The 18,919-nt window shown below is 65.4% G+C and carries 15 protein-coding genes and 1 pseudogene; 10 read left to right on the forward strand and 6 right to left on the reverse strand.

Annotated features, from left to right (window positions below):
- Positions 1 to 71: 71 nt before the first annotated feature.
- Together O8I58_RS01285 and O8I58_RS01290 are read right to left on the reverse strand one after the other, a co-directional pair.
- Positions 72 to 464 carry a DUF3037 domain-containing protein gene (locus O8I58_RS01285; RefSeq protein ID WP_298319996.1) on the reverse strand — a complete coding sequence of 131 codons (393 nt, stop codon included), beginning with the start codon at positions 462 to 464 and terminating at the stop codon, positions 72 to 74.
- Positions 442 to 1,218 carry a HipA family kinase gene (locus O8I58_RS01290; RefSeq protein WP_345781336.1) on the reverse strand — a complete coding sequence of 259 codons (777 nt, stop codon included), beginning with the start codon at positions 1,216 to 1,218 and terminating at the stop codon, positions 442 to 444. The genes O8I58_RS01285 and O8I58_RS01290 overlap by 23 nt, the downstream gene beginning before the upstream one ends.
- Positions 1,219 to 1,401: 183 nt before the next feature.
- Here O8I58_RS01290 and O8I58_RS01295 point away from each other — a divergent pair, with 183 nt between their 5' ends.
- The 3 genes from O8I58_RS01295 (at position 1,402) to O8I58_RS01305 (ending at position 5,029) form a co-directional block, all read left to right on the forward strand.
- A complete protein-coding gene (locus O8I58_RS01295) occupies positions 1,402 to 3,903 on the forward strand; it encodes a S9 family peptidase (RefSeq protein ID WP_298319999.1) in 2,502 nt (833 codons plus the stop codon).
- Positions 3,904 to 4,042: 139 nt separating this feature from the next.
- Positions 4,043 to 4,600, forward strand: coding sequence for a hypothetical protein (locus tag O8I58_RS01300; protein WP_298320000.1), 558 nt, complete (start codon positions 4,043 to 4,045; stop codon positions 4,598 to 4,600).
- Positions 4,601 to 4,684: 84 nt separating this feature from the next.
- Positions 4,685 to 5,029 carry a hypothetical protein gene (locus tag O8I58_RS01305; RefSeq protein WP_298320002.1) on the forward strand — a complete coding sequence of 115 codons (345 nt, stop codon included), beginning with the start codon at positions 4,685 to 4,687 and terminating at the stop codon, positions 5,027 to 5,029.
- Positions 5,030 to 5,161: 132 nt separating this feature from the next.
- On the opposite strand, the pseudogene O8I58_RS01310 reads toward O8I58_RS01305, so the two are convergent.
- Positions 5,162 to 5,575 (reverse strand): annotated as a pseudogene (locus O8I58_RS01310) (TonB-dependent receptor); the annotation flags it as partial.
- Positions 5,576 to 5,599: 24 nt separating this feature from the next.
- Between O8I58_RS01310 and O8I58_RS01315 the strand changes: the two are divergent.
- The 5 genes from O8I58_RS01315 (at position 5,600) to O8I58_RS01335 (ending at position 11,149) form a co-directional block, all read left to right on the forward strand.
- On the forward strand, positions 5,600 to 6,463 hold the full coding sequence (locus O8I58_RS01315) for an MFS transporter (protein WP_298320004.1): 864 nt from the start codon (positions 5,600 to 5,602) through the stop codon (positions 6,461 to 6,463).
- A 46-nt stretch (positions 6,464 to 6,509) separates the two neighbouring features.
- A complete protein-coding gene (locus O8I58_RS01320; RefSeq protein ID WP_298320005.1) occupies positions 6,510 to 6,770 on the forward strand; it encodes a hypothetical protein in 261 nt (86 codons plus the stop codon).
- Between the two features lie 237 nt (positions 6,771 to 7,007).
- Positions 7,008 to 7,517, forward strand: a complete 510-nt coding sequence (locus O8I58_RS01325) for a sigma-70 family RNA polymerase sigma factor (RefSeq protein WP_298320007.1) — start codon at positions 7,008 to 7,010, stop codon at positions 7,515 to 7,517.
- An 8-nt stretch (positions 7,518 to 7,525) separates the two neighbouring features.
- Complete coding sequence (locus tag O8I58_RS01330) at positions 7,526 to 8,557, forward strand: FecR family protein (RefSeq protein WP_298320009.1); 1,032 nt, start codon at positions 7,526 to 7,528, stop codon at positions 8,555 to 8,557.
- Between the two features lie 120 nt (positions 8,558 to 8,677).
- Positions 8,678 to 11,149, forward strand: coding sequence for a TonB-dependent siderophore receptor (locus O8I58_RS01335; protein ID WP_298320011.1), 2,472 nt, complete (start codon positions 8,678 to 8,680; stop codon positions 11,147 to 11,149).
- A gap of 391 nt (positions 11,150 to 11,540) precedes the next feature.
- Here O8I58_RS01335 and O8I58_RS01340 read toward each other — a convergent pair whose 3' ends face one another.
- Positions 11,541 to 13,685 (reverse strand): TonB-dependent receptor family protein, encoded by a 2,145-nt coding sequence (locus tag O8I58_RS01340; protein ID WP_298320013.1) that lies wholly within the window; start codon positions 13,683 to 13,685, stop codon positions 11,541 to 11,543.
- A 339-nt stretch (positions 13,686 to 14,024) separates the two neighbouring features.
- On the opposite strand from O8I58_RS01340, the gene O8I58_RS01345 reads away from it, so the two are divergent.
- Complete coding sequence (locus O8I58_RS01345) at positions 14,025 to 14,666, forward strand: SpaA isopeptide-forming pilin-related protein (protein WP_298320015.1); 642 nt, start codon at positions 14,025 to 14,027, stop codon at positions 14,664 to 14,666.
- A 73-nt stretch (positions 14,667 to 14,739) separates the two neighbouring features.
- On the opposite strand, the gene O8I58_RS01350 is transcribed toward O8I58_RS01345, so the two are convergent.
- Positions 14,740 to 15,849 (reverse strand): acyltransferase family protein, encoded by a 1,110-nt coding sequence (locus O8I58_RS01350; protein ID WP_298320017.1) that lies wholly within the window; start codon positions 15,847 to 15,849, stop codon positions 14,740 to 14,742.
- Between the two features lie 464 nt (positions 15,850 to 16,313).
- Here O8I58_RS01350 and O8I58_RS01355 point away from each other — a divergent pair, with 464 nt between their 5' ends.
- Positions 16,314 to 17,162: a diguanylate cyclase domain-containing protein gene (locus O8I58_RS01355; RefSeq protein ID WP_298320018.1), complete on the forward strand. Its 849-nt coding sequence runs from the start codon at positions 16,314 to 16,316 to the stop codon at positions 17,160 to 17,162.
- Between the two features lie 82 nt (positions 17,163 to 17,244).
- On the opposite strand, the gene hutU is transcribed toward O8I58_RS01355, so the two are convergent.
- Entirely contained in the window at positions 17,245 to 18,912 is a 1,668-nt protein-coding gene (gene hutU / locus O8I58_RS01360) for a urocanate hydratase (RefSeq protein WP_298320020.1), read from the reverse strand.
- Positions 18,913 to 18,919 lie beyond the last annotated feature (7 nt).

Raw genomic sequence — 18,919 nt, forward strand, 5'->3', positions numbered from 1 at the left:
GTGGTGGTGGTCACGTTGCGCTGCACCGCGCTGACGGTCATGTCAGTCTTTGGTCAGGAACGCGGGCGGTTTCAACGCGGAACGCGGACCATGCGTTCCAGCAGGTGCTCAACGATGCCCTCGGGATGGCCGGTGCGGCCCACGTGGGTTGGCGACACCTGGACCACGGCGCTGCGCTTGGCCGTGAGGAAGTGGAAGCGGGCACGCGGTGGCAGCTGCGCGATCGGGCCGGCGCCGGCATCGCCGCGGCAGATCGCCACGATGGCCTCCAGCCACGGCTGCACGGCGGCCAGGTCCAACGTTGGCGCGAACGCGTGCAGGCGGGTTTCGTCGATCTCGATCGCGGCCCGCAGGTGACGGGCGCCGGGACAGGACACGATCACCCCGACGTTGATGAATTCCTCGCGCTCCACCCGCGGCACCACGCGGATGATGGCGTAGTCATACGTGTGCAGCGTGGGCACGGATGGCCTCCTGCACGAACCCGGCGCGCGCATCGCGTCGCCGCTTGAGGTAATCGACGTAAGCCTTGCGATGGGCAGGCCCATCGGCGAACGCGGTTTCATCCTGCAGCCAGCCATCGGGAATGGCCGCGACGATCCGCTCGATCAACGCATCGGTCAGCGCAGCGGCCATCGCCGCATCCACCTCGCCAATACGCGTGGCGAACGGCAGCAGCACATGGTCGCGGATCAACACGAACGGCCGCTCGCAGGCCGTACCGGCGCTATCCCAGTCGTGGTGGAAGTACAGCGCCGCGCCATGGTCGATCAGCCACGGCTTGCGGTGCCAGACCATCAGGTTCGGGTTGCGTGCGGTGCGGTCGACATTGCTGACGAAGGCATCGAACCAGACGATGCGTGAGGCCAGTTCGGCATCGACCGGCATGGCCGCGGGATCGTAATTGAGCGCGCCGGGCAGGTAGTCGATCCCCAAGTTGAGTCCTTCGCTGGCGCGGATCAGGTCCTGGATTTCCGGGTCGGGTTCGGTCCGCGCGAATTCACTGTCCAGCTCGACCAGGACCAGTTCCGGCATCGGCAGTTCCAGGGCCCGGGCCAGCTCACCGGCGACCAGTTCGGCGACCAGGGCCTTGGGGCCTTGCCCGGCGCCGCGGAATTTCAGGACATACAGTCCGTCGTCGTCGGCTTCCACTACGGCGGGCAGCGAGCCGCCTTCGCGCAACGGGGTGACGTAACGGGTGGCCTGGACCGTCTTCAAGTGGTGGATATCGGCGGACATGGGCGGCAAGCCTAGCTGATGCCGGCAACGCGGGTCATGCCCGGACGCGTGCAGCCCTGACCAATGGCCCAGTGCCGCCGAAGACGCCGATGCTAGAGTCGCCCGGCACGGCGATGGTGGGGCCATCGCTGCAGCACATCACCGCCCAGAGGGATACGCACGATGCTTTTACGACGGAATGCCTGGTCCGCGGCGCTAGCCGTGGCCGCCACCTCGCTGCTGGGCGTCGCGCCCGCCTATGCCGGTTACGACGTGCCGCCGGAGCACCTGTTGAAGGTGCTCAAGGCGCCGCCACCGCCGGTGCCCAGTGCCGACCCGACCGGCAAGCGCCTGCTGCTGACGACTTCGCAGACCTATCCGTCAATCGAGCGCGTGGCGCGGCCGTACTACAAGCTGGCCGGCGTGCGCCTGGAGCCGGCCAATCGCAGTCGTCACGACACGCCTGCCGGTTACGGCATTCCTGCCTGCGTAGCTGATTTCACCGTCGTGGATATCGCCAGCGGCAAGGAAACGAAAGTGCCGTTGCCCGAAGGCGCCTGCCCGGGGCCGGCATCGTGGTCGCCCGATGGCACGCGCTTCGCGTTCCAGAACGTCACGCCGACCTCGGTGGAACTGTGGCTGGGCGATGCGGCCAGCGGCCAGGTGCACAAGGTGCCCGGCGTGGCGTTGAACCCGATCTTCAACAGCGCCGTGCAGTGGCTGGACGGCAGCAAGACCCTGTTGGTGAAGAAGGTGCCCGATGGCCAGGGCGCGGCACCAAGCGAAACGCCGACGCAGATCGGCCCCGATGTGCAGCAGTCGCTGGGCGGGCAGGGCGAGAGCAGCACCTATGAGGCGCGCGACACGCTGAAGAGTGCGCTGGACGAGGCCCGCTTCGTCTATTACGGCACCTCGCAGCTGGCCGTGGTGGATGCCGCTGCCGGCAGCGTGCGCAATGTTGGCGCACCGGCCATCTACAACAGCATCAACGGCGCGCCCGATGGCAGGCATGTCCTTGCCGAGGCGATCAAGCCGCCGTATTCGCACGCGGTGACCTACGAACGCTTCGCCAACGACGTGGCCGTGCTCGATGTGGAGACCGGCAAGTCGCTGGCCATCGCCAGCCTGCCGCTGGCCGACCGCGTGCCGGTGCACGGCGTGCCCGAGGGTGCGCGCGAATTCGATTGGCGTGCGACCGATCCGGCCACCCTGGTCTGGGCCGAAGCGCTGGACAAGGGCGACTGGAACGTCGAAGTGCCCGCGCGCGACAAGGTGATGACCTGGAAGGCGCCGTTCACCGGCAAGCCGGCCGAGGTCACCCGTACCAAACAGCGCTTCGCCGGCTACGTGTGGACGGCAAAGCCTGACGTGGCCTTCCAGTACGAGATCGACGAGAACCGCCACTGGCAGACCACGCGCATCGTCGATGTGGACAAGACTGGCGATCAGGGCCGGCTGCTGTGGGACATGTCCAGCGACGAGCTGTACAAGGACCCGGGCAGCTTCGTCTACACGCGCCTGCCCAACGGCGCGGTGGTGGCGCGGATGGAAGGCGACAGCCTGTTCCTGCGCGGGCAGGGCGCATCGAAACAGGGTGATCGTCCCTTCCTGGACAAGCTGGACCTGGCCACGCTGGCAACCCAGCGCCTGTTCCGCAGCGGCACCGACGACTACGACGTGGCGTTCGCCTTCACCGCGCAGCCGGGCCAGTTCCTCAGCTGGCACCAGTCACTGATCGACCCGCCCAACGCCTTCGTGCGCACGCTGGGCGCGCCGCTGGCCGATGTTGCCGAAGGTGAGGCGGCCTACACCACCACCGGCAACCAGCTGACCCACGTCCCGGACCCGACGCCGGAAGTGCGCCAGATCAAGAAACAGCTGGTGACCTACAAGCGTGCCGATGGGCTGGACCTGTCGTTCACGCTGTACACGCCGCCGGGCTATGTGGCTGGCAAGGACAAGCCGCTGCCGGCCGTGCTGTACGCGTATCCGGCCGATTTCGCCTCCAGCGAGCAGGCCGGGCAGGTCAGCGGCAGCCAGAACACCTTCACCCGCCTGCCGTACTACCGGCTGATGCTGCTGGCCGGCTACGCGATCATCGACAACGCCAGCTTCCCCATCGTCGGCGATCCCAAGACCGCCTACGACACCTACCTGGAACAGCTGACCGCCGATGCCAAGGCCGCGGTGGACAAGGCCGTGGAGATGGGCGTGGTGGACCGTGATCGCATCGGCGTGACCGGCCACAGCCATGGCGCGCTGATGACCGCCAACCTGGTCACCCACACCGATCTGTTCAGGGCCGGCGTGGCCACCAGTGGTTCGTACAACAAGACGCTCACTCCCTTCGGTTTCCAGAATGAACGTCGCTCGGTCTGGCAGGCGCGCGATGTCTACATCAAGGCGTCGCCGTTCTTCTACGCCGATACGATCAAGCATCCGCTGCTGCTGGTGCACGGTGAGGACGACGCCAATCCGGGCACCGAGCCGATCCAGTCGCTCAAGCTCTACCAGGCCATCCGCGGCAACGGTGGGACCACCAAGCTGGTGATGCTGCCGCACGAGCCGCACTGGTACACCGCGCTGGAATCCAACGAGCAGGTGGTCCACGACATGCTCGACTGGTTCGATACCTACGTGAAGCCGCCGAAGGCGGAAACGAAGAAGGGCTCGCAACGGAAGTGACGTTCGGGGCAGGACTGCCATCGCAGCGGTGTCCAGACACCGCTGCAGTGGCAATGAAGGACATGCTGCCTGCATGATGTTTCGAACCGGGCAAGGACGCCGCCCGGAGTTGTCGACACTCCACTCGGGAAAGGACGCCATGGGACCGATCAAGCGCCACGATGAAACGCTGTCCGCGTATCGATTCCGTTACGCGCGCTATTGCCTCAAATGGGCTGGCGGGTTGTTGCTGCTGCCGGTCACGCTGGTGGCGTTCGCGCCACTGGCCGGGGAGTTGCCGGCGTTCGCCTGGTTCTTCATCGGCTTCGTCATGTTGTTTGGCGTGGGCGGGGCCCTGCTTGCCGCGTTTGGCTTTGCCATCGGCGGCTGGGCAGGCAGCGTGTCGAACCGCTTTCCGGCCGTGGATGGCGTTTCACGTTGGATCGGGGCGTTGCTGGGATGCCTGCTGATCGCTGCACTGGCTGCCTTTTCCTGGCATGCGTTGATCCAGGCCGTACAGACACACCAGATCTGGACATTGCAGCGGCACGACAGCCATCTGGTCCAGTTTGCGCAGTCGCCGGTGGCCTTCAGTACGAGTATCGCCTTCCACTGTGTCATTGCCTTGGGTATCCCGGGCTGGTTGCTGCGCGAACTCCTGACGGGGCGCCTTGCCAGGCGCATCGATGCACGCGCGTCGAAACGTTCCATTGACTGATCGCCGCGCCCGGTGGTGGCGCGTTGTCATGCCTGCGGACGGTTGCGGATAATGCGCGCCCGTTTTTTGTTTCAAGGATTTCGCATGAAGCGCCTGACCGTGCTGACCCTGTCGTTGTTGCTGGCATGTGCCGCAACCAATGTCGCGCACGCAACCGACGAAGACGCGCTGCCCGCGGCATGGACCACGCTCGGGATCAAGGTCGGAATGCCGTACGCCAAGGCGAAGGCGCTGCTGCTCGGTGCCGGGTGGAAAGCTGCAGCGCCGGACCACGAAGGTGCGCCGGCGATTGCCGGAAACCCCGAAGTGGACTGCGGCGAAGGCTGGCAGGCGGTCTGCTCGGCCGGCTACGACAAGGACCGCGAACAGTACGCGATCGTGCTCACGCCCACCGACGACGGCAAGCTGCTGGTGCAGGGGACGTATTGATCCGGGTCGGTGGTTGCAGCGGCGCGCGCCGGCGACATTCGGTTCGCACGGTCGCGGCGTAGTTCCCTGGTCATCCGTTGACGGCGCGCCGCTGGCAACCCAGCGTGTCGCGCCGCCGTGCGATGGCCGCGCTTACTGGAAGCGCCAGCTCACTCCTGCGTACACCCCGAAGCCTTCGCCCGGGGTCGAACGCGCTACGTCCTGTCCGGCATCGTCGTAGCCCGGCGTGACCGTCGCCGCGTAATGGCGATTGGTCAGGTTGCGTGCCTCGATCCAGGTCTGCCAGCGACCGCCCGGGGCGTCGTAGCCGACACGGCTGCCGAAGATCAGGTGGCTGTCGGCCCAGAAGCTGTTGGCGTAATCCACGGCCATCTTCGAGGCGTACTCGGTGTTCAAGGCCGCGTAAAAGCCGGTCGGATGGTCGTAGCGCAACTCGGCCTGGTAATAGTGACGTGGCAGGCCGGGCAGCATGTTGTCGCCGAACTGCGCATCGTGGCGATAGTGGAAATCGCTGAAGGTATAGGCCTGGCGCAGTGACAGCATGCCGGTGACATCCTCGGCCGGCGTCGCATGTACCAGATCGGTCTGGCGGTCTTCACCGTGGCCTCGCTGGCGGTGGCCATCGCGCAGGGCGCGGCGTGGATGGTGCTGGCGCGCGGCGCGCAGGGCCTGGGCGCGGCAATCCTGGCGCCCACCTCGCTGTCGCTGCTGACCATTCATTTTCCCGAAGGCCCCCAACGTCGTCGCGCGACCTCGCTCTACGGCGCCGTAGCCGGGATCGGCGCGAGCGTCGGCCTGGTGCTGGGGGGACTGTTGGCTGATCAGTGGCCTTGGCGGGTGGGCTTTTTCATCAACCTGCCGGTCGGCGTGCTGCTGGCGCTGGCTGCGCAGCGCTTCATCGGGGAGTCGCCGCGTCGCGCGGGCCAGTTCGACCTGCTGGGTGCGTTGCTGTCCACGGCCGGGTTCGGCGCGCTGATCTGGGGGATCGTCGAAGCCAGCGAGCTCGGCTGGCATGACACGCCCGCGCTGGCGTCGATCGGCGGCGGGCTGGTGGTGATCGTGCTGTTCGTCCTGCACGAAGCGCACGCCGTACAGCCGATCATGCCGCTGCGGCTGTTCGCCCATCGCGAGCGGCTGGGCGCGTGCGTGGCGCGCTTCCTGTTCCTGGGCGCGATGGTGACGTTCTTCTTTTTCTCCACGCAGTTCATGCAGCAGGTGCTGAGGTATTCGGCAATGCTGGCGGGGCTGGGCTTCCTGCCGATGACGCTGGTGAACTTCGTGGTCGCGCTGCAGGGACCGCGCCTGCTCAAGGGCCTGCATCCGGGCGCGCAGATGGTGCTGGGCCTTGGCCTGGCGCTGGCCGGCCTGGGCCTGCTGAGCCGGGCCGGCCCAGCGCGTCGTATGCGCTGGCGATTGCGCTGCCGATGGTGCTGATTGGGGCAGGCAGGGGCTGTGCTTCGGTCCGCTGACCGCGTCGGGGATGGCGGGCACGCGCCCGGAAGACGCCGGTGCCGCCTCGGGCGTGGTCAACGTCTCGCATCAGCTCGGTGCTTCGACCGGCCTTGGGGTGATGAGCGCGGTGGCGACCGCGGCCGAAGCCGGCCACGTCGATGCGATCGCCATCGCGCACGGCGCATCGGCCGCGCTGCAGGGCGCGACCGGCCTGATGCTGCTGGCCTTGCTGGTGGCGGTGCTGCTGATCCTGCCGGTGCGCGGCGTGGCGGTCGCTGCGCGGTCCTGAGCGCTGCTGGGTTGTCTCGAGGCCTGCTTCAAAGCAGGCGCAGTGAGGTCGATTCTCCATGAGGGTGATTCACCGCCGGCGCCGGCCCGGCGGATGGAACAGGACATCGGCGGATAACGGGGCGATGCCGCGCCGCTGGTGCGGTTGAAATTGCCACTCGGAGTACGTGTCGTTAGAATTGAGAGTAATTCTCATTTAAATCGCTGCCGGTCTGCCGGTGCCGGTGGAGTAGCGACGATGGCCGCGCAGTCGGCTCAACAGCAGCAAGTGCACGCGCTCTACAGCGATCATCACCATTGGCTGAAAATCTGGTTCCGACGAAGATTGGGAAGCTCGCATCAGGCCGCTGACCTGGTCCACGACACCTTCGTGCGGATCATCGTCTCGCGCGATGCGCTGGCGGACATGCGCGAGCCGCGGGCCTATCTGACCACCACGGCCACGCGGCTGTTGCTGGATCGCGCCCGGCGCCAGGCGATCGAACAGTCTTATCTCAGGGAACTGGCCGCGCTGGTGGAGACGCTGCCGGGTGCACCTTCGCCGGAAGAGACCCTGGCGGCGCTGCAGGCACTTGAGCAGATTGGCGCGGCCTTGCAACGGGTGCCGGTCAAGCCGCGCACGGCGTTCCTGCTGCATTATCTGGAGGGGCAGCCACACACGGTCATTGCTGCGCGGCTGGGGGTCTCGACCCGGATGGTGCATAAATACCTGGTGCAGTCGCTGTTGCACTGCAAGCTCTCCGGCTGAGTCCGCGCGTGTCCAGCCATGACAAAGCCGATCAGGTTGACCCGATCCTTGCCGAAGCGGCGGACTGGGTCGTCCGGTTGAGTGCTGACGACGAGGATGACCAGCTTCGACACGCCGCCTTCGAAGCGTGGAAGAAAGCTGATCCGCGTCATGCCGCAGCAGCGGTCCGTTTCGAGGCGTTCGTCAGCCAGGTGCGCAGCGTTGGCCACCAGGAGTCACATGGTGCGCGACCTGCCTTTGCCGCGCTTGACGCAGCGTTCGATGTGGATCGCAGGCGTGCCTCACGGATTCGCAGGATCGGTGCCGCGCTGATCGTGCTGGTATTTTTGGCATTGCCGGCGTGGCAGCTGTTGCATCGCTATCCTCCGGCATCGCTGATGGCAGACCTGCGTACCGGGGTGGGGCAGTGGCAGGATCAGCGCCTGCCTGACGGTAGCCGGATGACCTTGACCAGCAACACGGCCATCGATCTCGAGTTTGAGAACGGCAAGCGCGTGGTGACACTGCTGCAGGGCGCGGTCATGGTGGAAGTCGCAAAAGACCCTGCGCATCCCTTCGTGGTGCAAACCCGGCATGGCACGATCCGTGCGTTGGGTACGCGCTTCGCCGTTGCCTACGACAAAAATGCAACGCAAGTGAGCATGCTGGAGTCCAAGGTGTGGGTCCAGACCGCTACTGCGCGTGCCGCACATGGCGACCAGGGCCAGGTGGTATCCGCCGACCAGCAGCTGTGCTTCGACGCCGACCATTTGGGTCCGCTGCGTGCGCTGGACGGGCGCGGGCTTGCGGACGCGTGGCGCTTTCACCAGCTGGTAGTGGAGGACCGGCCGCTGACCGAGGTGCTGGATGTACTGGACCGCTATCGCCCCGGTCACATCAGTTATGACCGCGACACGTTGGCAGGGTTGCGGGTGAATGCAGTGCTGCCGCTGGACGATACTGATCGGGCGCTGCAGCTGCTGGCCAGCAATTTCCCGCAGCTCAGGGTGCGCACGCTCACCCCTTATCTGGTCTGGGTGGACGCACCTGCCTCGCACTGAGCTCGCCGGTGTCGGTGCATACGCGGCAGCCCCGCGCCGATGCCCAGAAAAAAGACAGGTTCCGATCTGGCTCACTTGTGCGTCATGACAGGTGACACCACTGAATCGGACGTTCCGAACATGAGCTTGAAGCAGTTTTCCTTGATCGCCGCTGCGCCGTCCCATTGCCGTCGCGCGCTGGCGCGGGCCATCCAACTGGCCCTGGTTGTGGGTTTCTCGGGCGCGGCCGTCGTGCCGTTGCATGCGCAGCAGGCCACCGGCTATGCCATCGATGCAGGCCCTCTGGCGGCGGCATTGAATCGCTTTGCACAGCAATCCGGGGTGTCCATCGCCGCTGATGCCAGCAAGCTGCAGGGGCTTTCGACGGAAGGCTTGGTCGGGGATTACGGCATTGACGAAGGGTTTGCTCGGTTGCTGCAAGGCACTGGCTACGCTGCCCGTACCACCGCTGCCGGCTATGTGCTGGTGGACGCACCGCCGGTGAAGGAGGCCACGCACCGCGAGCCGCAGGCACTCCCGGCGATCAATGTCACCGCCACGCGCGAGAAAGAGGCGACCACCGAGGGCAGCGCCTCGTACACCACGCCTGCCACGGGCGCGCCTACGCGCATGGCGCTGTCACTGCGGCAGACACCGCAATCAATCAGTGTCATCGGGCGCCAGCAGATCGAAGACCAGCATCTGATCACCCTGACCGAGGTGTTGCGGCAGACCCCGGGCATCGTGGCCGACACCCTGGATGAGCGCGTTTCCTTTTCGTCGCGTGGTTTTGACCTCAGCACCATGGTGGATGGGGTGCCAACACTCTCGTTCAACACGGTCGCCGGGGCGTCGAACATGGTCAGCACCTCGATCTACGACCGGGTCGAGGTGATCCGCGGGCCCGCCGGCCTGCTCAACGGGGTCGGCTCGCCCGGAGGCGCGATCAACCTGGTGCGCAAGCGCCCAACCAGTGATTTCAGCGGTCACCTCTCCGTCGGGGCTGGGTCGTGGAATCGCTACAGCATCGAGGCCGATATCGGCGGTGCGATCAACGCGGCTGGTACCCTGCGGGCGCGCCTGGTCGCCTCGCACTCTGACGGCGACAGCTTCATCAAGGCAAAGCAGCGTCGCGAAGACGTGTTCTATGGAATCGTCGAGGCCGATATCGCCGACAACACGATGCTGTCGGCGGGCTTTGAGTACCAGCGTACCGATATCGACGGGGCCAACTTCGGCCAGAGTCCGCTGTTCTATGCCGATGGCAGCCGGACGCACCTGTCGCGTTCCTACAACTCAAGTGCGGCATGGAGCACGTGGAACATGACCACCCGGCGCACCTTCGTCAATCTTGAACACCGGTTCTACAACGGCTGGAAGGTCAAGGCCGACGCGTCCTACAGCGACAACGAGCGCGAGCGCTACAGTGCTGATCTGTGGCTTTATCCGGCCAGCATCAATGCCAGCAGTCCGTTGGGCGTGGTCCAGGTGGCCAACAATCCGGCAGAGAGTGGCAACACGGCATTCGACGTGTATGCATCAGGTCCATACCAGCTGTTCGGCCGCGAGCACCTGGCCACGGTCGGCTTCAACATCAACCACTATGATTTCCGCTACGGCAACGATAGCGCCGTGGCCAACGCCTTCGATCGACAGGCGGTCAACATCCATGCGCTCGACACCATCACGCGCCCGGACTTCACTTACCCGTTGAATCGCTTTGGCGGCCAGACCGAGGAACAGGCTGCCTATGCCGCCACCCGCATGAGTCTGTCCACGCCGCTGTCGTTGCTGGTGGGCGCGCGTCTGACCTGGTACAGCAACGACACCTGGCGCCGGCTCTGGACCAACGGCACCAACGGCAGCCGGGTGACGACCGCCACCACCCGCGAGAATGCGGTGTTCACGCCATATGTGGGTCTGGTCTACGACATCAGCCACGATTATTCGCTCTACGCCAGTTACACCAGCATCTTCCAGCCCAATACGGTGCAGAACAGCAATGGCGAGATCCTTGATCCGCAACGCGGCAACAACGCCGAGTTCGGGATCAAGGGGGAGCACTGGGGCGGGCGCCTGAACACCAGTGCGGCGATCTTCAAGACCCAGCAAGACAACGTGCCGATTGCCGATGGCCTGAGCCAGGACGGAACGGTGGCCTACCGCGCAGTTAAGGGAGCCAATACCAAGGGTTTCGAGTTGACGGCCAGCGGGGAAGTGTTCAAAGGCATGCAGCTGATGGCCGGTTACAGCTACAACGCCAAACGTGACCGCACCGACACCCTGCTCAACCCTAACTACCCGACCCGGATGCTGCGTGTCGCCGGAAGTTACCAACTGCCGGGGAGCTGGAGCAGGCTCACCGTCGGCGGCAGCGTCAGCTATCAGAGCAGCATCTATTACGACGAATCCTATGGCCTGGGTCGCGCCTATCAAGGGGGGGTGACAATCCTGGGGCTGATGTCGAGGTACACCTTCAATCCGCACTGGAGTGCGATGCTCAACGTCGAGAATCTCGGTGACAAGCATTACTTCAGTGGACTGGGCGGCTACAACGGATACTCGTACGGCAATCCAAGGAACACCTGGATGAAGCTGAATTACCAGTTCTGAGCCAGGCAAGACGTTGGTCTTCGGTGTTTGCGTCTGGTCTTTGGTGACGCGGCACTGAAGGCTAAATTGGTTGCTGGAGGGCGTTCTGTCCCGCAACCGTTTCGGGACGACATTGCAGCCGGCACCAGGCAACCGGTGCCGTCTGCGTGCAAGGCGCTCGGCATCGCCAATGGCGCTTGCACCGGTCACTTGATGAGTCCGCTCGCACGGGCGGAAATGTGCTGTCCGCTTGCGACCGGAGAAATGGCCGATGCGTGGGAAGGGGAGGGGGTTTTTCTCGTTCCCAAGTGGTCTTGGACCGAGCGTGGTCTTGGCCCATGGCGGGTATCGGGTTGTGGCGCGTTGTGCCGTGTTCGGCCGTCCATGGCCTTGCGGCTGGTTGATCCTCGTGCTACCTGAAATGCAGGCTCAGCCCCGCGTAGACGCCGAAGCCTTCGCCCGGCGTCGAGCGGGCGGCATCGGCGCCGTTGTCGTTGTAGCCGGGCGTCACCGTCGCGGCGTAGTGCTTGTCGGTGAGGTTGCGGGCTTCCACCCAGGTCTGCCAGCGGCCGCTGGGCGCATCGAAGCCCACGCGCGTGCCGAAGATCAGGTGGCTGTCTGCCCAGAAGCTGTTGGCGTAATCCACGGCCATCTTCGAGGCGTACTCGGTGTTCAAGGCCGCGTAAAAGCCGGTCGGATGGTCGTAGCGCAACTCGGCCTGGTAATAGTGACGTGGCAGGCCGGGCAGCATGTTGTCGCCGAACTGCGCATCGTGGCGATAGTGGAAATCGCTGAAGGTATAGGCCTGGCGCAGTGACAGCGTGCCGGTGTCGGCATGCCACAGGGTGCTGTCCAGTCCGGCCTCGATCCCGCTATGCACGGTGGGGCTGGCGTTGGATTCGGCGATGTAGCTGCCGCTGGTCGAGGCGACTTCCACGCTGAGCAGCTCGTGGCGCACGTTGGCGTAATAACCGGTCAGTTCCCAGTGACCGATGGCGGCATCGCCGCGCGCGCCAAGTTCCAGCGTGCTCGCGGTCTGGTTGTCCAGGTGCACGGCGGCGCGCTGACGGCCGCTGGCGGCACCGTTTCCGGTGGCGAAATATTTGTTCGACCCCCAGATCATCGACCACGGATGCGGCGGCTCCACCGAGCGGCTGAGGTTGCCGAACAGCTGCGTCTGCGGGCTTAGCTGCCAGGTCAGGCCCAGGCGCGGCGCGTAGTCCCAGTGCTGCTCGGACTGGTTTTCGCCGGTGTAGGGTTTGGTGACGCGGACTTCGCTCCGGGTGTTGATCAGCGCCAGCCCGGTGACCAGGTGCAGGTCGGGTGTCAGGCTCAGGTCGTTGCCGGCGTGCAGCACGGCGTTGGTGCCGCGATGGATGAAGTCGCGCGTGGTGGTGCCGGCCGGATAGCCGTTGCTGGCAAAGCGCAGTGTCTCGTGCACGTCGGCGGACAGGTCATGGGTCACGCGCAGGCCGACGGTGGTCACGCTGTCGTGGCCGAACAGCGCATGCCGGTGGCGATAGTCCAGGGTGCCGTTGAGGTCGGCGTAGTCCAGCTGCTGCCGGTACAGGCTTTCGTTCAAGTCCATCGGGTACTTGTGGTAGACCAGCCCGGCCTGCAGCGATGAGTCCTCATCCAGCTGCAGCGTGGTGGTGTTGCCGATCCAGGTGCTGCCCGGCTGCGGGCGCTTGGCGTCCAGCGCCAGGTAGGTCGGATTGGCCGCGCGAGGATCGTTGCGGATCTGGTCGCGGGTCAGGCGGCCGGGGGTGTCGTGGTTGGTCTCGCGGTAGCGAAAGATGAAGCGCGTTTCCAGGTCCGGGCGGATGCGCCAGCCAACATTGGCGACCACGCCCTTGCCGTCGCCGGACGCGTGCTGCTGGTAACCGTCGTATTGCGTGTCGGTGTAGGCCAGGTAGTAGTCGACATCGCCCTGCACGCCGCCGTAGCCGATGCTGCGTTTCTGATAGCCATAGCTGCCGCCTTCGTAGCGCAGCTCCAGCCCCGGTGAATCGCGGCCGCTGCGGGTGACGTAGTTGATCGAGCCGCCAAGCGCGAGCGCGCCCAGGTCGAAGCCGTTCGCCCCGCGCAGCACTTCGACCCGGCTGGCCCAGAGCGGTTCCAGCAGTTCGTAGGGCGTGCCGCCCGGGCCGGTCAAGGGCAGTCCGTCCAGCGACACCGAAATGCCGGATGCATGCGCGCCCGGCGCCCGGTTGATGCCCGAACCGCGGATCGACACCTTGACGCCTTCGTTGCCCGGCGACTGCGCGCTGATGCCGGGCTGGTAGGCCAGCGCGTCGGCGACGCCAGCGACGCGCCCCTGTCCTGCTGTGGTCAGGTCGATGACGTTGCCGGCGCCGGGGACCTGCTTCAGTGCCTTGCGTGCCGCGTCGGCATCATCGGTGGGGTCAGCGGCGACCTTGACGGCCTTCAGCGTCACCGCCTGGTCGGGCGCGTCGGCGCTGGCGTTGAAGGAAGCCAGGCTTGCCAGGATGGAAAGCGCCAGCAGCGACGGTCCAGCGGGCTTGGAGCGGGAAAGGCGAGGTGCGAAAGCAGTCATTCGGAAAGGGAATCCGTGAAAGGGGCGCGCGCGGGAAGGTCGGCGACCTTGTTGGCTCAGCCGGCAGGGCGGGGTGTCGTGACCGGGCGCGGTGTTTGAGGAAAGGACCAGGGGGCCGTCGATTGGGCGGGCGCAATGCCAGGCCGCTCTCTGTAAACCTGAATGTGTTGAATAAGGTTAACGGAAGGTTGGCGATCCGTCACCCATCAGGCTCGGCCGGGGCGCATAGGGCGGTTCGGGAATGACGATGTTGTCAGTTCAAATGCGGATGGTTCTCAACAACGCATCATGTGCGCGCCATTTTCCCGGCCTGCTTTCCATTCGCCAGAGAGGTTCTCAATGAAATGTTCGCTGCTGTTCGGTGCCCTCATGTTCGGCACGATGCTCTCCGCCCAGGCCCACGAAATCTGGATCGAGCGCGATGGTGCCGGTCCGGTCCGGGTCTACCTGGCCGAACCAGCGCAGGAAGGCCCGGACGAGGAGGAAGCGATCAAGCGGGTGGTCTTGCCGACGCTGTTCGGCGAGCAGGGCAAGGCCGGCAAGCTGGTCCGCGAAGGTGACCACCTGGTCGCGCCACTGCAGGGCGCTGGCGATGCCTGGCTGTCGGACGCCAAGGTATTCGAGCCGTGGAAGGGTGGGGACGGCGGCTTCGAATCGGTCAGCTATTACGCCCGCGCGGGGCGCACGCACGTCGGCTCGCGCCTGGATTTCGAGTTCGTGCCGAGCGCCGCGCAGAGCCCGTCGCTGACCCTGCAGTTCCGCAACAAGCCGTTGGCCGACGCCGAAGTCACTGTGATCAATGCCGGCAAGTGGACCAAGGAACTCAAGACCGACGCCACCGGTGGCGTGACATTGCCGAAGCTCGCCCCGGGCCGCTACATCGTGGTGGCCGCCCACAAGGAACCGGTGGACGTGAAGATCGGCACCCAGCAGGTGTCCACGATGCACCACATCACCACGCTGACCTTCGTGGCCGACTGAGGCCTGTCTTTGGCGCGACTGGAAGGGATCGGCCCCGGGGCCGACCCCTGTCCTGCGAGGTCTGCGTGGCGGCCTACTTGGCCTGCTCCACGGCCGGGCTGGCGTCCAGCGGTTCCAGCAGGACCGGGGGTTCCGCGACCGGCGCGGCAACGGCCGGGCGCGGCGTCAGCAACAGGCGGGTGCCGAGCTTGCGCAGCAGTTTGCTGCCGGGCATTTCGACGGTGCGGTACATGATCCAGGCCAGGGCCAGGATCGCCAGTGTCGTGGCTGCGGCCATGGCCTGGGTCAGCGGTCGGTCGCCGATGATCTTCAGGGCGAAGTAGATCACCGGGATGTTGAGCAGGTACATCGAAAAGCTGCATTCGCCGCACATGGCGATGAAGCGGTTGCCGAGCAGCCGCTTGCTCATGCCGGTATCGAACGAGAACACGAAGATCACGATGCCGGCGAACAGCGCTGTTTCCAGGCTGCTGTAGAAGTGCTTCTTGCTGCCGAAGTCGATGTGCATCACGTCGGCGATGACCAGCCCGATCGCCAGTAGCACCATCACCTGCAGCACCGCGATCGGCGCCATGCCGATGCCTGGCCTGGACCGTGCACGCACCAGGCCGAAGATCACACCGGTGAAGAAGTAATGGATCTTGGAGCCGACGAAGGTGCCGGGCAGGCTGGAGCGATACGACAGCAGTGCAAATACGGCCACCAGCATCATGACCAGGAATGCCGAGTTGCCCCGGGTCCTGAAGGCCCACAGCGCGAACCAGATGCCCACGAAAACCCCGTAGAACTGCACTTCCGGCGGGATGCTCCAGAGCGCGGACACGTTGCCGGAGAACATCAGGTGGCGTAGCAGGTTGCCGTGGGTGATGGCATAGATGAACTGCCCATCGACCAGGTTGTAGATCAGGTAGGACGCGATCACGACGAACAGATAGGCCGGTGCGATGCGCGAGAACCGCGAGATCCCGTAACGGACCACCGAGCCGTAGTTGAAGTCCTTCTCGCCATAGAGGAAGGACATCAGGAATCCGCTCAGGGTGAAGAACACCATGACGCCGACTTCTCCGGGCAGCAGGGCGCTGAGCGAGAAGAACTTGTATTCGCATAAGTGGGAGTACACGACCAGCAACGCGGCCAGTCCGCGGATGCCCGTCAGTGAATCGATGCGTTGTTCGGTGCTCATAAGACCGTATCCCATGAGGTGGGGCAAGGTTGCGGCTCCCCCGCCGGAGAGCGTGGGAGAAGTGTCTTGCTTGGGTTTGTCCAGCGAACGAGTGCTCGGGGGAAGACGGCCTGGCATGTGCCGGACCGCGTTCGCTGTGGCTGGAGTGTATTGATTCCCGCATGCCCGTGCGAGGGCGTGTTCACGGTTTTGTGGCGGTGCGATGCCGGAATGGGTCGCAGATTTGCCACCGTTCAAGTGGGAGTCCGGTGCGGTTCATTTTCATGCTGCTGGTTTTCGCAGGATACCGGCACGCTCATGGCGTCTTTCGGTACCGCGGGCCCGGTTGTCTTCTGCTGATCGACGCCCATCCATGGGCGAGGACGGATTGCCTGCGCCCGTGCATGGCGGCAATGGATGGCAGTCGCATGCCGAGCCCCGCATAATCCGTCCAATGCCGCCCGTAGCGCGGCAACGGATCGGTCATGGCGGTCAAGCTTCCTGCTGCGAATGTTGTGCTGGACCTGTTGCCCGATGCGGTGTGCATCGTCGATCCGGAAGGCCATTTCCTGTACGTCAATGCCGCATTCGAGCGTATTTTTGGCTACCGCCCCGACGAGGCACTCGGGCGGCAGATGCTCGAACTGGTCCACCCGGAAGATCGCGCACGCACGCTGGAGGCAGCCGAGCGGGTCATGCAGGGGCGGGCGCATCCCCATTTTCGCAACCGTTACCTGCATCGCGATGGCCATCCGGTGGACATCCAGTGGTCTGCCCGTTGGTTGGCCGAATACGGCGTGCGCCTGGCGGTGGGTCATGAAGTTACGGCGTTGCGTGGTGCCGAGCGTGCGCTGGAACATCTGGCCAGTCACGACCCACTGACCGGGCTGGCCAATCGTGCGCGACTATGGGAAACGCTGGAGGCGGCGCTGGCGGTCGGTGAAGCGATGGCGGTGCTGTACCTGGACCTGGACGGCTTCAAGCGGATCAACGACGCCTACGGCCATGCGGTCGGCGACGGCGTGCTGGCCGAAGTCGCGCGATGCCTGCGCCAGGCGGTGCGGGCCGGTGACCTGGTGGCGCGCGTCGGCGGCGACGAGTTCGTGATCCTGCTGCCGGGATTTACGGACGCGTCCAACAGGCGTTCGGTCACCAGCGCACTGCGTGCCGCGGTGACGGGTGTGAACGCGCCATTGCCGCTGGACGTCAGCATCGGCGTGGCCCGCTATCCGGACGATGGCTCGACGGCCGATGCGCTGCTGCGCCAGGCCGATGCCGCCATGTACGCGCAGAAAAGCATGCGCCGGGTGGCTGCGCAGGACGTTGCTGGCTGAGTCCGGGTGCGTCTGCGTTTCGCCGATGGATTCCCCGGCGCCGGCCACCTGAATCAGGCGGCGGCCCGGCGCGTTGGCAATCTCAGCCGAGAATGCCTGGCAGGTCCAGTCCCTTCTCTTTCGCGCAGTCGATGGCGATCTCGTAACCGGCATCGGCGTGGCGCATCACGCCAGTGGCCGGGTCGTTCCACAACACGCGGGCGATGCGCTTGGCCGCGGCCTCGGTGCCGTCGCAGACGATGACCATGCCGGCGTGCTGCGAAAAACCCATGCCGACGCCGCCGCCGTGGTGCAGCGACACCCAGGTCGCGCCAGAGGCGGTATTGAGCAGCGCATTGAGCAGCGGCCAGTCGGACACGGCGTCCGAGCCGTCGCGCATGGCTTCGGTTTCGCGATTGGGTGAGGCGACGCTGCCGCTGTCCAGGTGATCGCGGCCGATGACGACCGGCGCTTTCAGTTCACCATTGGCGACCATCTCGTTGAACGCCAAACCCAACCGATCACGATCGCCCAGGCCGACCCAGCAGATGCGCGCCGGCAGGCCCTGGAATTTGATCTTCTCGGCGGCCATGTCCAGCCAGCGATGCAGGTGCGGGTTGTCCGGAATCAGTTCCTTGACCTTGGCATCGGTCTTGGCGATGTCCTCCGGATCGCCGCTTAGCGCGGCCCAGCGGAACGGGCCGATGCCGCGGCAGAACAGCGGACGGATGTAGGCAGGCACGAAACCAGGGAAGTCGAAGGCATCGTCAACGCCTTCTTCCAGCGCCATCTGGCGCAGGTTGTTGCCGTAGTCCACGGTCGGCACGCCGAGCGCGTGGAAGGCGAGCATGGCGCGGATGTGGTTGGCCATCGACGCGCGCGCGGCCTTCTCTACGTCCTTCGGGGCGGACACGCGCTTGTCGTCCCACTGCGCGACGGTCCAGCCCTGCGGCAGGTAGCCGTTGACCGGATCGTGCGCGGAGGTCTGGTCGGTCAGCAGGTCCGGCTTGACTCCGCGCAGCAGCAGTTCGTCCAGCACGTCGGCGACGTTGCCGAGCAGGCCAACCGACAGCGGCTTCTTGGCCGTGCACGATTCCTCGATCAGGCGCAGCGCCTCCTCGAGGTTGTCGGTCCAGGTATCCAGATAGCCGGTGCGCAGGCGCATCTCGATGCTGCTCTTGCGGCATTCCACGGCCAGGCACGAGGCGCCGGCCATCACCGCGGCCAGCGGCTGCGCGCCGCCCATGCCGCCCAGCCCACCGGTGAACAGCCAACGCCCGGCCAGGCTGCCGTTGTAATGCTGGCGGCCCATTTCCACGAAGGTTTCGTAGGTGCCCTGGACGATGCCCTGCGCGCCGATGTAGATCCAGCTGCCGGCGGTCATCTGGCCGTACATCGCCAGGCCCTTCTTATCCAGTTCGTTGAAGTGATCCCAGTTGGCCCAGCGCGGCACCAGGTTGGAATTGGCGATCAGCACGCGCGGCGCGTCGGCATGGGTGCGGAATACGCCGACCGGCTTGCCCGACTGCACCAGCAGGGTCTGGTCGTCGTCCAGCCGCTTGAGCGTTTCGACGATGGCATCGAAGCTTTCCCAGTCGCGTGCGGCGCGGCCGATGCCGCCGTACACCACCAGTTCCTGCGGGCGCTCGGCCACGTCCGGGTGCAGGTTGTTCATCAGCATGCGCAGCGGCGCTTCGGTGAGCCAGCTCTTCGCGGTCAGCGTGGTGCCAGTAGGCGCCTTGATCACGCGGGTATCGTCGCGACGGGTCATGGAAGGT

Origin of the sequence: Pseudoxanthomonas sp. (assembly GCF_027498035.1) — a bacterium.
Taxonomy (GTDB): Bacteria; Pseudomonadota; Gammaproteobacteria; order Xanthomonadales; family Xanthomonadaceae; genus Pseudoxanthomonas_A.